The sequence below is a fragment of the Stenotrophomonas maltophilia genome, assembly GCF_004920835.1.
GTDB lineage: Bacteria > Pseudomonadota > Gammaproteobacteria > Xanthomonadales > Xanthomonadaceae > Stenotrophomonas > Stenotrophomonas maltophilia_AQ.
On record NZ_QFHO01000011.1, the window covers coordinates 56,913 to 70,009 of the forward strand.

General features: G+C 67.6%; 12 protein-coding genes. 6 read left to right on the forward strand and 6 right to left on the reverse strand.

The genetic code is table 11. The features are described from left to right. Window positions 1-89 precede the first annotated feature (89 nt). From DI041_RS10070 to DI041_RS10095, 6 genes are all read right to left on the reverse strand, one after another. On the reverse strand, window positions 90-788 hold the full coding sequence (locus DI041_RS10070; protein ID WP_136638659.1) for a fimbrial biogenesis chaperone: 699 nt from the start codon (window positions 786-788) through the stop codon (window positions 90-92). Next, window positions 788-1,003 carry a hypothetical protein gene (locus DI041_RS10075; RefSeq protein WP_046983134.1) on the reverse strand — a complete coding sequence of 72 codons (216 nt, stop codon included), beginning with the start codon at window positions 1,001-1,003 and terminating at the stop codon, window positions 788-790. The genes DI041_RS10070 and DI041_RS10075 overlap by 1 nt, the downstream gene beginning before the upstream one ends. A gap of 158 nt (window positions 1,004-1,161) precedes the next feature. Continuing rightward, a complete protein-coding gene (locus tag DI041_RS10080) occupies window positions 1,162-2,199 on the reverse strand; it encodes a Csu type fimbrial protein (RefSeq protein ID WP_136638658.1) in 1,038 nt (345 codons plus the stop codon). Further along, entirely contained in the window at window positions 2,196-4,574 is a 2,379-nt protein-coding gene (locus DI041_RS10085; protein ID WP_136638657.1) for a fimbria/pilus outer membrane usher protein, read from the reverse strand. The genes DI041_RS10080 and DI041_RS10085 overlap by 4 nt, the downstream gene beginning before the upstream one ends. Before the next feature lie 7 nt (window positions 4,575-4,581). Continuing rightward, a complete protein-coding gene (locus DI041_RS10090) occupies window positions 4,582-5,331 on the reverse strand; it encodes a fimbrial biogenesis chaperone (protein WP_136638656.1) in 750 nt (249 codons plus the stop codon). Next, window positions 5,331-5,861 carry a Csu type fimbrial protein gene (locus DI041_RS10095; protein ID WP_046983131.1) on the reverse strand — a complete coding sequence of 177 codons (531 nt, stop codon included), beginning with the start codon at window positions 5,859-5,861 and terminating at the stop codon, window positions 5,331-5,333. Before DI041_RS10095 ends, DI041_RS10090 begins: the two co-directional genes overlap by 1 nt. A 230-nt stretch (window positions 5,862-6,091) precedes the next feature. On the opposite strand from DI041_RS10095, the gene map reads away from it, so the two are divergent. The 6 genes from map to dapE are packed head-to-tail and all read left to right on the forward strand — an operon-like array spanning window position 6,092 to window position 12,967. Further along, window positions 6,092-6,877 carry a type I methionyl aminopeptidase gene (gene map / locus DI041_RS10100; protein ID WP_032969368.1) on the forward strand — a complete coding sequence of 262 codons (786 nt, stop codon included), beginning with the start codon at window positions 6,092-6,094 and terminating at the stop codon, window positions 6,875-6,877. 2 nt (window positions 6,878-6,879) lie between these two features. Next, entirely contained in the window at window positions 6,880-9,507 is a 2,628-nt protein-coding gene (locus DI041_RS10105) for a [protein-PII] uridylyltransferase (RefSeq protein WP_136638655.1), read from the forward strand. Beyond that, window positions 9,507-10,571, forward strand: coding sequence for a 2,3,4,5-tetrahydropyridine-2,6-dicarboxylate N-succinyltransferase (gene dapD, locus DI041_RS10110; RefSeq protein ID WP_046983128.1), 1,065 nt, complete (start codon window positions 9,507-9,509; stop codon window positions 10,569-10,571). The genes DI041_RS10105 and dapD overlap by 1 nt, the downstream gene beginning before the upstream one ends. Window positions 10,572-10,573: 2 nt before the next feature. Further along, window positions 10,574-11,440 carry a hypothetical protein gene (locus tag DI041_RS10115; protein WP_046983127.1) on the forward strand — a complete coding sequence of 289 codons (867 nt, stop codon included), beginning with the start codon at window positions 10,574-10,576 and terminating at the stop codon, window positions 11,438-11,440. Between the two features lie 31 nt (window positions 11,441-11,471). Next, a complete protein-coding gene (locus tag DI041_RS10120; RefSeq protein ID WP_136638654.1) occupies window positions 11,472-11,843 on the forward strand; it encodes an arsenate reductase in 372 nt (123 codons plus the stop codon). Then, on the forward strand, window positions 11,840-12,967 hold the full coding sequence (gene dapE / locus DI041_RS10125) for a succinyl-diaminopimelate desuccinylase (protein WP_046983126.1): 1,128 nt from the start codon (window positions 11,840-11,842) through the stop codon (window positions 12,965-12,967). Before DI041_RS10120 ends, dapE begins: the two co-directional genes overlap by 4 nt. Window positions 12,968-13,097 lie beyond the last annotated feature (130 nt).

The window sequence follows — 13,097 nt, forward strand, 5'->3', positions numbered from 1 at the left end:
GGCACGGATGGGGGCAGCAGGTGTGGATTCACCGGTGACGTCCGGTGTGGACGGGTTCCCGCGCACGCATGCGGCAGGAATCCGGACGATTATAGCCCGCTCGATGCGCTGGCTGCAATCACAGGGTCTGGCACGGCCAACTCGACCTCGCGCCCGTCCTGCAGCCGGGCCAGGAACCGGCCACCAGTGTAGCCCTGGGCGCGCTGGGGCAGGGCCCAGCGGCGGACTTGGCCGGGCAGGATGTAGCCGGCCAGCCCCGGCAGCAGGAGGTTGCGGCGACCGCCATCGGTGATGAACGAGAGATCGTGGAGGCGGGCGTGCAAGGCGCCCGTGTTGTTCAGTCGCAGCACGGGTTGCGACATGCCCGGTTCGACGCGGGCATGCAGTCGCGGCTGCGCCACGGGTGCGGCCTGGCCACGGAAAAGCGGCAGCGAGTAACGAGGCAGGTCAGGTACACCTGGAGCCAGCACGATCCGGTAGGCCTGCTCGCCAACACTTGGCGCGGGCTGACGTGGCAGCAGCCAGATGCGTTGGCGTGCCCCGGGGGCGAGGTCCAGCTGCGTGGGGCTGGCCAGGATCTGGTCGCTGGGCCGCAACACTTCGGCATCGGGGTGCTGTTGCCACGCCAGTATGTGCACCTGGCCCTGCCAGCGGCTTGGGCCCGGGTTGTGCAGCCACAATTCGGCATGACCACCTTCGGCCGGCAGCTGCAACGTGGTCGGCATTAGCTCCAGCGCTGCGGCAGGCAGTGCCAGCAGCAACCCAAGCAGGGGCAGCAACAGGCGCATCAGTAGATGACGGTCACGGTGGGTGTTTCGTCGTCATCGGTTGCAGGCGGCACGAGCTCGCGGATCTGTGGCGGCAGCTGTGCTGCGTCGCTGCGCTGGTGGGGTACCGGGCAGCCGGCATTGCCTGTGTCAGCGCTGCAGGCTTCGACCACGGTAAGGCGGATCTGCAACGTGTTGCTGGGATCGGCCCACGCGGGCGTACTGGCGACCAGCATCGCCCCGATCAGAAGTGCGCGAACCACCTGCCATCCACCGTGCTGAAAGACCTGCTGCGCGGTATCGGCCGAAGTGGCCGGATCTGTAGCGAAGACCGTGCTCGGCTTGCCGGATCCCGTGAAATGCAGCCGAGCGCAGGCTCGGCTCTACACATGAATCAATAGGTGATCGTCACCTGTACCAGGTCGTTGTAGGTTCCCGCCGGTGGTTGGCCACTGACCGGGGGCACCCGGCCGTAGATGGTCAGTTGCTGCGCGCTGCCGCTGCCGGTGCCGCTGGCGGTGTCGACGGTCAGGGTGTTGCCCCAGCGCTGGGTGCGGCCGGAATCGCGGTAGAGCTCGTAGTTGAGGTAGTAACTGCTGCCGCCGATGGTGGTTTTCATGCGCCGGGTGGTGGTGGCGGCTGGATTGTTCTGGCCGTTGTTGAGGCCGACCTGGAAGGCGGTGTTCTTCAGGCAGGTCAGCGTCAGTGTGGCAGTCTGGTCGATGTTGGCCGGAATGCCGCCGGTGACATTGCCGAAGTTCATGTTGGTGGTGACGTAGCTGCCGCATTGCGGCAGCACGTTGGCGGTGGCGGTGAAGCTGAAGGCGGCGCTGGCGCTGTTGGTACCGGTGGCGCCGCCGTTGCAGGTGGCGGGCACGGTGGCGGTGCCGAGCAGCACTTCATTCCAGGCCCAGGTCAATACCACGTTGGCACCATTGAACGAGCTGCTGTACGCGCCGGAAGCCAGAACCTGGTTGGCGGGGATCTGCGCGAACAATTGCGTGGTCTGCGCGCCGCTGCCGCCTGTCAGCAGCGGTACGTTGTAGGACATGGCCAGTTCCTGTGCCGGTGGCGTGCCGTGTGGGAGCAGGCCGGTGACCTGGCCGAAGCTGGCGTTGTTGTACAACTGGAAATTCATGGTGTCGCCACTGCCGGTGGCCATCGTCCGTGATGTAGTGGCACTACCGCCGCCACTGCCGGCACCGATGCCCACGCAGACGCGCACACCGGTAGTGGCCAGCAGGCTGAGGGCGGCGGTGGTGCAGGTGACCGTGATGTTCAACGTGGCTGTAGTGGGGCCGGGGGCATTGCTGTTGATGTTGCCGAACGGCAGGGTGGGGTTGGCGACGGCCGTACAGGCCGCGGTGGCGCCCGCCGGTGCGCTCGCCAGCAGGCCAGCCAACAGCAACAGGCCGAGCAGCAGCACCCTCACGGCGCCACCTCCGGGATGCACTGCAGCGGTGCCGGCTTCGGCCGCGCGCCGGCTGCCACCACCTTGGGCAGATCTGGCACCTTCACGCGGCACTGTCCGCGGCTGGTGGTGATGTACAGCACGCTGCCGGCGGCGACGTCTTCCAGATACAGCAGGCCGTCATAGCCCACCGTCGTCTGGCGGCCGTCGGGCAGTTGTACTTCGCTGCCCACTTCCAGTGGCTGTCCGTCCATCGCCAGCAGGGTCAGGCTCAGAGAGGGCCGCGAGCGCAGCTGGAAGGTCACGCGCGCACCTGCGCGCTGGCGCGGCGTCACCCAGTCCTCGATGCGGTCGGCACGCATGTCTTCGGGCAGGTCCAGAGTGTCGATCGAGACCCGGTTGCGCTGCCAGGACAGCAGCGGGCTGACCAGCAACAGGCCACGATCATCGGTGACGCCGATCAGGCGGTTCTCCAGCCGCACCGGCACGCCCCCGACGCCGTTGGTGCTGATCACCGCGAACGCGTCCGAGACCTCGCGGGTGGCGAACGCGTGCCCGCCCATCCAGACCAGGCTGCCACTGGCGCTGCCGTAGGCATAGTTGAGCCCGCCCTGGCGGGAGGCACCGAACGAATAGCGGCCGATGTCATTGAGAATGCCGACCTCGGCCAGGCCACCATTGCCGTCTTCGCCATGGCGTACCTGTGCACGCCAGCCGACACCGCCAGCGCTGCCGTCGCCGGGCACCGGCTGGGTCACGTCGGCCACCCAGCTCTGGCTGTCGCCGTTGCGCTGGCTGGACAGACTGGCCTGGCGGTTGTTGCCCAGGCTGGCGGTCACCGACAGATAGATGCTGCGGTCGTCGCTCTGGTCCAGGTTCTGGTTCACCGACAGGTAGGCTGACCAGCGCTGGCTCCAGGTGCGCGACCAGAACAGGCTGGCGTAGCGGTTGTCCTCGCCATCCGGGTAGCGCAGGCGCAGGTAGCTGGCGCTGAGCGTACCCAGCCGCAGCAGATCCATGCCGACCGTGGCCTGCTCGCTGATGCTGGGCGGCAGGTTGCCCTGTAATGCGCCCAGGTCGCGGTAGTCGCCGTGGCTGCGCACGCTGCGCAGGTTGAAGTTGACGCGCCGGTTGTTCCAGCTGTAACCCAGCGCCCACTGCCCGCCCTGCAGGCCGTGGTAATCGCTGTGCGCGTAGGCCGCGTTGAACACGCCGGCACCGCCGAGCAGCCACCAGCCGCCGACGCCGGCCTGGGTCAGGCCGCCGCCGCCTTCGGCATGGGCCTCGCCGGTGAACGAGTCGCTGATGCCGCCGCGCCAGCTGGCGTTGGCCACAGTGCGATCATCGTAGGCGAAGGAGCGCTGGCCGAAGTCCTCGCGCAGGCGGCCGACGCCGACCGACCAGTCCGACAGGCCCTTGGCCAGCAGTTGCTGGGTACCGTAGAAACTGAAGTCCAGCGTCTGCATGCGGCCGAACGCATCGGTGACCACCACCTGCGCGCTGCCGGTGCCACTGATGCCCGGCTGCGCGGCCAGCTGGAACGGGCCAACCGGCACCTGGCCGCTGTACTGACGCAGGCCATCAACGTACAGCTCGACCGTGGACGGCACCACCGCCTGGCCGAGGAAGCTGGGCGTGGGGGTCAGGACGCGATAGGGCTGCAGCCCGTAGTTGCGGCCGATCTGCAGGCCACCCAGGCGCACCGGTCGGGTCCAATCTACGAAGCCGCTGTAGAAATCGCCGACCTCCAGTGTCATCGCCTTGTCGGGGAAATCCAGGCGCCAGCGTGTATCCAGGCGCACGCTTTCGCCGCGCCAGCGACGGTCGCCGGGCTGCTGGTAGCGACGGCTGATCGCGGTGTTCTCGAAGGTGCCGTCGCCGACGCCGAACAGGCGCAGCTCCGAGCTCAGGCTGAGGTTGCCGAGCGTGTCCACCCGGCTGCCGTAGATGTCGTAGTTGAGCAGCACGCCGGGCGAGGCGCTGCCGGCGGGCGCACGCGTCTGCGGGCGGCTGAGCACGGTGGTCGGCAGGGTCAGCTGGTCCAGCGGTACGTCCAGCGCCAGGGTCTGCAGGTGGGCGTCATAGCGCACCACCGCGCCGCTGATCTGGTCCAGGTAGACCGGTGCATCGCCACTGGCATTGAAGCCGAGCTGGCGCAGGACCTCGGGGCTGGCCTGCAGGCGGCCGCGGTTCTCGATGAAGGGAAGCAGCCCGCGCGGCGTGCTGTTGAGCGACACGTCCAGGTACAGCGTCTGGCTGGCGGTCAGCGGGGTGGGGGGCGGCAGGATCGCATCGGCGGAGATGCCTGATACGTCGGCGGCCCCGGTGGCCGTTACGCCGGACACATCGGCGGCTTCGGTCGCCGCAGGAGCCAGGGCAGCAAGCAGCGCGCCCATCAACGCCTCAGCGAGCCGATGGGGGCGACAGCGGCGTCTGTTCCGACTCGCCATTGAGCTTGGCCGTGATCTGGTCGTTGTCGCGGTCGATCGCCACGCGCTCGATCGGCCAGCGCATCACCTGGCCGGGGAGTACATAGCCCAGCAGGCCAGGGTGCACGATGCGCGGGCGCTTGAGGCTGCCGAGTGCGAGATCGGCAATCTGTGCGTAGCTGTTGCCCGAATTGGTTACCTCGACGCCGTTGCGGCCATCGTCCAGCGTCACCAGGCGCGCCTGCAGTTGGGGGGCGAGTTTGCCGGACGCGGGTTGTACGAACACCGGGATCGAGTAGCGCAGGACGAACTGCATGCCCTCGGCACGGGTGGCCAGGTCCGGCACCTCGTCCACGATCAGGCGGAAATACTGTTGCACCGAGGGGGGCTCCCGGGTCGGGCGCATCACCCGCACCAGCTGCTGCTGGCCGGCGGCCAGCTCCTGCATCGGCGGGGAGGCCATCAGTTCATCGGTGGGCAGCAGTTGCTCCTGGCCGCCCTGCTGCACCCAGCGGAAGACGCGTACCTGCAGCTTCACCGGCGAGGTACCGCTGTTGGTCAGCCACAGCTCGCCGGCACGCTGGCGGGCTTCCAGCTGCAGGCTGGTGGGGGCGACCTGCAGGCTGGTGGCACCTGCCATGGAGGTCGCCAGCAGGCACAGGGCGAGCAACGCCACGCCGGTGGCGCGCCACGGGCGGGGTCCGGCCATGCGGGCGTGCTCCATCAATAGGTGATCGTGGCGGTGACCGTATCCAGGTAGTTACCGGTGGCCGGGTTGTTGGTGCTCAGGTTGAGGATCTGGCCGTAGACGATGTAAGGCACGGCCAGGCCAGTGCCGATGCCGGCCTGCGTGTTGGTGCCGGAGGTGGAGCCCCAGACCAGGGTGTGCGCGGCATCCTGGTACAGCTGGTAGCCCACGAAGTTGTTGGCGGTCACCGCGGCGTTGGTGTTCTTCATCCGGCGGGTGGTGACGTCATTGGCGGTGCTGGCGTTGGCACCCGCATTCAGTGAAATCGTGTACGGGGTCAGGGCCGAGCACTGTGCGGTCACCGTACCCTGGCCCAGGGTGGGAGTAGCGGTGGTCGAGGCGGCGGTGCCGAAGTCGACGTTGGTGGCGGCCGCCGCCGTGATGGTGCAGGCCTTGGTAACCACCAGGGTGACGTTGAAAGTGGTGGTGTCGGCGGCCAGGGCCGGGCTGGACAGCAGGACCCCGGCCAAGGCCCAGGCAAGCGGCGAACGAAGCGGGAATCGCATGGACAACCTCCCTGACCCGAAGGTCCGTTGAACAAGGCGAAGGCGGCATGTTCGGCGCCGCTTTGACGACAGTGGCCCCAGCTTAGGTGCCGTAAGTGTCTGTAATCCGTGATAAATAGGCAGGCGAAAGGGCGGACTCCATCACGCTTTCACTTTCCTTGCCGGAACCGTGCATGGCCCGGATCGCCAGTTGGGTGGCGTTCGTTCAGATTGCGGCCGGATCGGCGATAATGGGCGCCATGAGCGTGAATCTGAAAACCCCGCAGGAAATCGAGATGATGCGTGTCGCCGGCCGCCTGGCCAGCGAAGTGCTCGACATCGTCACCCCCCACGTCAAGCCCGGTGTCACCACCGAGGAACTGGACCGCATCTGCCACGACCACATCGTGAACGTGCAGGGCACCATTCCGGCCAACGTCGGCTACCGCGGCTTCCCGAAGACCGTGTGCACCTCGGTCAACAACGTCATCTGCCACGGCATTCCCAGTGAAGGGAAGGTCCTGAAGGATGGCGACATCATCAATATCGACGTCACCGTCATCAAGGATGGCTGGCACGGCGACACCAGCCGCATGTTCTTCGTCGGCACCCCCTCGGTGATGGCGCGGCGTCTGGTGGAAGCCACCTACGAAGCCATGTGGCGCGGCATCCGCGCGGTGCGTCCGGGCGCTACGCTGGGCGACATCGGCCATGCCATCCAGAGCTACGCCGAAGGCGAGCGTTTCAGCGTGGTGCGCGAGTACTGCGGCCACGGCATCGGCAAGGTCTACCACGACGAACCGCAGGTGGTGCACTACGGCCGTCCCGGCCAGGGCCTGGTGCTGCAGCCGGGCATGACCTTCACCATCGAGCCGATGATCAATGAGGGCACCCGCTACAACAAGGTGCTGCCGGATGGCTGGACCGTGGTGACCAAGGACCGCAAGCTGTCGGCGCAGTGGGAGCACATGATCGCGGTCACCGAAACCGGCGTCGACGTGCTGACCCTGTCGCCGGGCGAGTCGCAGGTCTCCTGAGCATGTTGCCGGCGAGTTCGCTGCTGGACACGCCGGCCGCGTCGCTCAATGACACGGACTGGGCTGCTGCCGCGCGCCAGGCGCTGCAGCAGGCCGACGCGCGCCTGTACCGCCGATTCGACCAGGGCGACAACATCGAGCGACTGCTGGCGCTGCGCGCGCGCGCTGCCGACCACCTGATCCGCCTTGCCTGGCAGCGATGCCTGCCCACCGACAGCGGCCTGTCGCTGTTCGCGGTGGGCGGCTACGGGCGTGGGGAACTGTTCCCGTGTTCGGACATCGACCTGCTGGTGTTCGGAGAGCCGGCGGCGCAGTTGGCCCACGAGGCCGCGCTGGCGCGCCTGTTCGCGCTGTTGTGGGATTGCGGGCTGGCGGTCAGCCACGCCGTGCGCTCGGCCGCGCAGTGCCGTGAGGCCGCTGCCGACCAGACGGTGATGACCGCACTGATCGAGGCGCGACCGATCCTCGCCGAGGATGCGACCCGTCGCGCGTTGCGCGAGGCCATCGACGACCGTGAGCTGTGGCCGGCGCGTGCGTTCTTCCTGGCCAAGCTGGAAGAACTGCGCAACCGCCACCAGCGTTTTGGCGACACCGCCGATAATTTGGAACCCGACCTGAAAGATGGTCCCGGCGGACTGCGCGACCTCAACACGCTGGGATGGATGGCGCTGCGTGCGTTCGGCGTGCGTGACCTGGAGGCGCTGGTCGGGCTCGGCCATCTGGGCGCCGACGAAGCGGCAGCACTGAAGCGCGAGCGCGCGGTGCTGGCACGCCTGCGCTTTGGCCTGCACCTGGTGGCACGTCGCCCGGAAGAGCGCCTGCGCTTCGATTACCAGAAGACCCTGGCCGCGCGCCTGGGCTTCGAAGACGACGCCGAGAACCTCGGTGTCGAGAAGATGATGCAGGGCTTCTACCGCGCCGCACTGGTGGTGCGCCGGATCAGCGACCGCCTGCTGCAGCGCTTCGAGGAGCAGTTCGATGGCGAGGCACAGCCGGAACCGCTGACCGTTGGTTTTTCCCTGCGTCGTGGCTATCTGGCCGCCAACGAGGCCGAATGGCCGCGTGGCGACATCGGCCAGGTATTCGCGCTGTTCGCCGGCTGGGCCAACAACCCGCAGGTGCGGGGCCTGCATTCATTGACCGCACGCGCGTTGGCCGAATCGTTGCCGCAGCTGCCGGCCTACGACCAGGCCGATACCGATGCACGCGAACATTTCCTGGCGCTGCTGCGCGGCCAGCGCCCGGTCGATACGCTCTCGCGCATGGCGCGGCTGGGCGTGCTCGGGCAGTGGATTCCCGCCTTCGCCCAGGTCAGCGGGCGCATGCAGTTCGACCTGTTCCATGTCTATACCGTCGATCAGCACACGCTGATGGTCCTGCGCAACATCGGCCTGTTCGCCAGCACCCGTGCCGACGAGCGCTTCTCGATCGCGCATGAAGTGTGGCCGCGCCTGCGCAAGCCGGAGCTGCTGTTGCTGGCCGGCCTGTTCCATGACATCGCCAAGGGCCGTGGCGGTGATCACTCGGAACTGGGAGCGGTCGATGCGCGTGCGTTCTGCCAGGCGCACGGGCTGAGTGCTTCCGATACCGAGCTGGTCGCGTGGCTGGTCGAACAGCACCTGCGCATGTCGATGACGGCACAGAAGCAGGACATCGCCGATCCGGTGGTGATCCATCGCTTTGCGACCCTGGTCGGCAGCCGCGACCGTCTGGACTATCTGTACCTGCTGACCTGCGCCGACATCGCCGGCACCAGCCCGAAGCTGTGGAACGCATGGAAGGACCGGTTGCTGGCCGACCTCTACTTCGCCACACGGCGTGCGCTGCGCGAGGGCCTGGAGCATCCGGTACCGGCCGCCGAGCGCGTGGCCGAAGCACGTGACAGCGTGCGTGCACTGGTGCGCGAGCAGGGTTACGACGACGCCACCATCGATCGCCAGTTCGCGGTGATGCCCGACGAAGGCTTCATCCGCCTGCGCCCGGAGCAGCTGGCCTGGCAGGCCGCTGCCCTGGTGCCGGTGAAGCAGGGGCAGGCGCTGGTGAAGGTGCGCCGGATCAGCGTCGACGATCCCGCACTGGAAGTGTTCGTGCACTCGCCTGACCGCGACGGCCTGTTCGCCGCGATCGTCATGACGCTGGACCGCAAGGGCTACGGCATCCATCGCGCACGCGTGCTGGATGGCCCGGCCGATACCATTTTCGATACGTTTGAAGTGAGCCCGGCCGATACCTTTGCCGATGGCAGCAGCGCCAACCTGGAGGCCGCCCTGCGTGAAGCGCTCAGCGGCGACCTGACCCGCTTGCGGCCGTCACGCCGCGTGGTGCCACGGCAGCTGCGCCACTTCCGTTTTGCGCCGCGCATCGAGTTCCGCGATGAGCCCGGCGCGACCCGTTTTGCCCTGGTCGCCCCCGACCGTCCCGGCCTGCTGGCCGATGTGGCGTTCGTGCTGCGCAACCAGGGCCTGCGCGTGCAGGACGCGCGCATTGCCACCTTTGGCGAACGCGCCGAAGATACCTTCGTGATCAGTGACGAACACGACCTCCCCCTGACTGAACCCGCCCGGCAGCAGCTGCATGACGCAATGCTGGCCTGCCTGGACCCTGATCGAAACGCCGGAGACCCCGCCTGATGGCCACCAAGCCCGCCAAGAAGACCGCCGCGACCACCAAGAGCGCAGCGGCCCGGAAAACTGCTGCCGCCACGCCGGCCGCGAAGAAGGCCGCTGCGCCGAAGAAGGCCGCTGCAGTGAAGGCCCCGGTGAAAAAGGCCGCAGCAGCGAAGAAGGCTCCGGCCAAGAGCGCTGAAACCACGCGCGCCGAGACCATCGCCCGCAAGTCGTTGCGCAAGCCGGCCGCGCCGGGCGTGGAAGAGCTGAAGTTCGGCATCGAGAGCGCGTTCGAGCGGCGCGCCACGCTGACCCTGCACGAACTGGAAGGTTCGACCAAGCCGCTGGTCAACCGCGTGATCGATGGCCTGGAGAGCGGCGAATTCCGCGTTGCCGAGCCGGACGGCCACGGTGGCTGGAAGGTCAACGAGTGGCTGAAGAAGGCCGTGCTGCTGTACTTCCGTGTCAACGACATGGCGGTGGTTGACGCCCGTCCGGCACCGTTCTGGGACAAGGTCGAATCGCGCTTCGCCGGCTACGACGAAGCCAAATTCCGCCGTGGCGGCGTGCGCGTGGTGCCGGGCGCGATCGCCCGTCGCGGCACGTACTTCGGCAAGGACGTGGTGCTGATGCCGAGCTTCACCAACATCGGCGCCTACGTCGGCGAAGGCACCATGGTCGACACCTGGGCCACCGTCGGTTCGTGCGCGCAGATCGGCCAGCATTGCCACCTGTCCGGCGGCGCCGGTATCGGCGGTGTGCTGGAACCGCTGCAGGCCAGCCCGACCATCATCGAGGACCACTGCTTCATCGGTGCGCGTTCGGAAGTGGTGGAAGGCGTGGTGGTCGGCCACCACAGCGTGATCGGCATGGGCGTGTTCCTCAGCCAGAGCACCCGCATCTACAACCGTGCCACCGGCGAGATCAGCTATGGCTACATCCCGCCGTACAGCGTGGTGGTGTCCGGCTCGCTGCCGAGCAAGGACGGTACCCATTCGCTGTACTGCGCGGTGATCGTCAAGCAGGTCGATGCCAAGACCCGCAGCAAGACCAGCGTCAACGACCTGCTGCGCGGCCTGGCCGACTGACGGTGACTGCGCCGGAGGATCTGGCGCAGTCCGCGATCTACCGGCATCCGTCCGACACCCTGTTCGGGCGGATGCTGCCGCGCCTGCTGCACGCCCTGCGCTGGACCCGTCTGCGCCGCGGGCTGTCGCGGCGCTGGCCGATGCCGGCCCTGGTCAGCGATGTGCGCGACGTGGTGTACGTGAGCTGGTGGGTCGACGTGCGCCACGCACCAACGCCACCGCCGGGCCATCATTACGTGGTCCATGCCGGACATACGCCTTACACCATCCTCAGCTACCGGCATGGGCACTTCGGGCCGGCGCTGGCTGGGCCGCTGCGTTCTCTGCTGCCGTCTCCCAGGCAGAGCAACTGGCGCTGGTACCTGCGCCGCGACGACGATCCGGACGGAACGCCGGTGGTGCTGTTCGATCGCAACGTGATGGACCAGCTGGCCTTCGTGGCCGGCGCCCGCGCCTTCAGCGATGCCATGCAGCCGCATCTGCCGGCACGCTTCGCGCATGTGCTGGACGCCGAAGGCGGCGGCTGTACGGGGATCGAGGGTGGGGAGGGCAGTGCACCGGACCTGCGCCTGCAGTGGCGGGCCGCAGGCGCCTGGGAGGATGCAGCATGGTCGGCCGCTTTCGGTGGTCACCACGCCGTGCTGAGCTTCCTGACCTGCCAGGACGAGGCCATCGCCCGTACCTGTGACCACCGCTGGGCCAGCACGCGCATTGCGTTGCCGGTGGACGTCGACAGCCTGCTGCCGCTGCGCCTGCTCGGCGAGTTGCATTGCCCTCGTCTGCAGGCGATGGACGTGGCGTTGCATGGGGGACTGGCCTTCCGGCTGCCCCGGGTGCCGTTCCGGGTCGTGTCCGAGCGCCTGTTGTGAGATTCTGGCCCTCTGTTTTCCAGCATCACAGATGGCCATGAGCACCACTGTCTACGGTTTGAAGAACTGCGATACCTGCAAGAAGGCGACCAAGTGGCTGGACCGCTTCGGCGTGCCGTACACCTTCGTCGACTACCGCGACAACACGCCCAGCCCGGAAACGCTGCTGGCGTGGGCGGCGCAGCTGGGCGGCCTGGGCGCGATGGTCAACAAGTCGTCCACCACCTGGCGGCAGTTGCCGGACAACCGCAAGTCCGCCGATTCCGAGGCCGAGTGGAAGCTGTTGCTGCGCGAGTACCCGCAGCTGATCAAGCGCCCGGTGGTGGTCACCACCGATGGCAAGGTCACCCAGGGGTTCAGTGACAACGGCTTCAAGGCGCGCTTCAGCGTGGGCGACGCATGAGCGCGGTGCTCGACCTGACCTGCGAGCTGATCTCGCGGCCTTCGGTGACGCCGGACGATGCCGGCTGCCAGGCATTGCTGGCGGCGCGGCTGAAGCAGGCCGGGTTCCATTGCGACCACCTGCGCCTGGGCGAGGTCGACAACCTGTGGGCGACCCACGGCCAGGGTGCGCCGGTACTGGTGCTGCTGGGCCACACCGACGTGGTACCGCCTGGCCCGCGTGAGGCCTGGGCCAGCGATCCGTTCACGCCGCAGATCCGTGATGGTGTGCTGTACGGCCGTGGCACCGCCGACATGAAGGGCAGCGTGGCTGCATTCGTGGTCGCCGCCGAGCAGTTCGTCGCCGCACATCCCGATCATCCCGGCACGCTGGCAGTACTGCTGACCAGTGACGAGGAGGGCGATGCGATCGACGGCGTGCGCCACGTGGCGCGGCTGTTCGCCGAACGCGGCCAGCGCATCGACTGGTGCATTACCGGAGAGCCATCGTCTACTTCGACGCTGGGTGACCTGCTGCGCGTAGGCCGTCGTGGCAGCCTGTCTGCCAAGCTGCGCGTGCAGGGCGTGCAGGGGCATGTGGCGTACCCGGAAAAAGCGCGCAATCCGATCCATCAGGCGGCACCGGCACTGTCCGAACTGAGCGCACGGCGCTGGGACGACGGTTATGAGAGCTTCCCGCCGACCAGCCTGCAGATATCCAACATCCACGCGGGTACCGGTGCCAACAACGTGATTCCCGGCGAGCTGGAGGTGGATTTCAACATCCGCTACAACCCGCACTGGGATGCGCCGAAGCTGGAGGCAGAGATCATTGCACTGCTTGACCGGCATGGCCTGCAGTACACGCTCAAGTGGCATCGCAGCGGTGAGCCGTTCTACACCCCGGAAGGCACGCTGCGTGCGACTGCGCGCGCGGTACTGGCCGAGCACATCGGCCGTGCCCCGGAAGAAAGCACCGGCGGCGGCACCTCGGATGCACGTTTCATCGCGCCGCTGGGCGCGCAGTGCATCGAAGTAGGACCGGTCAACGCCAGCATCCACCAGGTGGACGAGAACGTGCGCGTTGACGATCTGGAAGCACTGCCGGGGTTGTACCAGCGGCTGGTGGAACGGTTGCTGGTGTGAGCCCTGTGGTGGGGATACCCCGATCCTGCCGAGGTGGGTGCCGACCGTTGGTCGGCACGCCTCCCGCCGGGGCCGCTTCCCAGTAGGGCCGAGCCATGCTCGGCTGTTTATTCCACCAGAAGCGGCCGAG

What these genes read in the sequence shown, in the direction of transcription:
- dapD (WP_046983128.1), top strand. Translation starts at nt 9,507, where the DNA reads ATGGCCACCAAGCCCGCCAAGAAGACCGCCGCGACCACCAAGAGCGCA.
- dapE (WP_046983126.1), top strand. Translation starts at nt 11,840, where the DNA reads ATGAGCGCGGTGCTCGACCTGACCTGCGAGCTGATCTCGCGGCCTTCG.
- DI041_RS10090 (WP_136638656.1), bottom strand. Translation starts at nt 5,331, where the DNA reads ATGGAGCACGCCCGCATGGCCGGACCCCGCCCGTGGCGCGCCACCGGC.
- DI041_RS10075 (WP_046983134.1), bottom strand. Translation starts at nt 1,003, where the DNA reads ATGCTGGTCGCCAGTACGCCCGCGTGGGCCGATCCCAGCAACACGTTG.
- DI041_RS10085 (WP_136638657.1), bottom strand. Translation starts at nt 4,574, where the DNA reads ATGGGCGCGCTGCTTGCTGCCCTGGCTCCTGCGGCGACCGAAGCCGCC.
- map (WP_032969368.1), top strand. Translation starts at nt 6,092, where the DNA reads ATGGGCGCCATGAGCGTGAATCTGAAAACCCCGCAGGAAATCGAGATG.
- DI041_RS10095 (WP_046983131.1), bottom strand. Translation starts at nt 5,861, where the DNA reads ATGCGATTCCCGCTTCGTTCGCCGCTTGCCTGGGCCTTGGCCGGGGTC.
- DI041_RS10070 (WP_136638659.1), bottom strand. Translation starts at nt 788, where the DNA reads ATGCGCCTGTTGCTGCCCCTGCTTGGGTTGCTGCTGGCACTGCCTGCC.
- DI041_RS10120 (WP_136638654.1), top strand. Translation starts at nt 11,472, where the DNA reads ATGGCCATGAGCACCACTGTCTACGGTTTGAAGAACTGCGATACCTGC.
- DI041_RS10105 (WP_136638655.1), top strand. Translation starts at nt 6,880, where the DNA reads ATGTTGCCGGCGAGTTCGCTGCTGGACACGCCGGCCGCGTCGCTCAAT.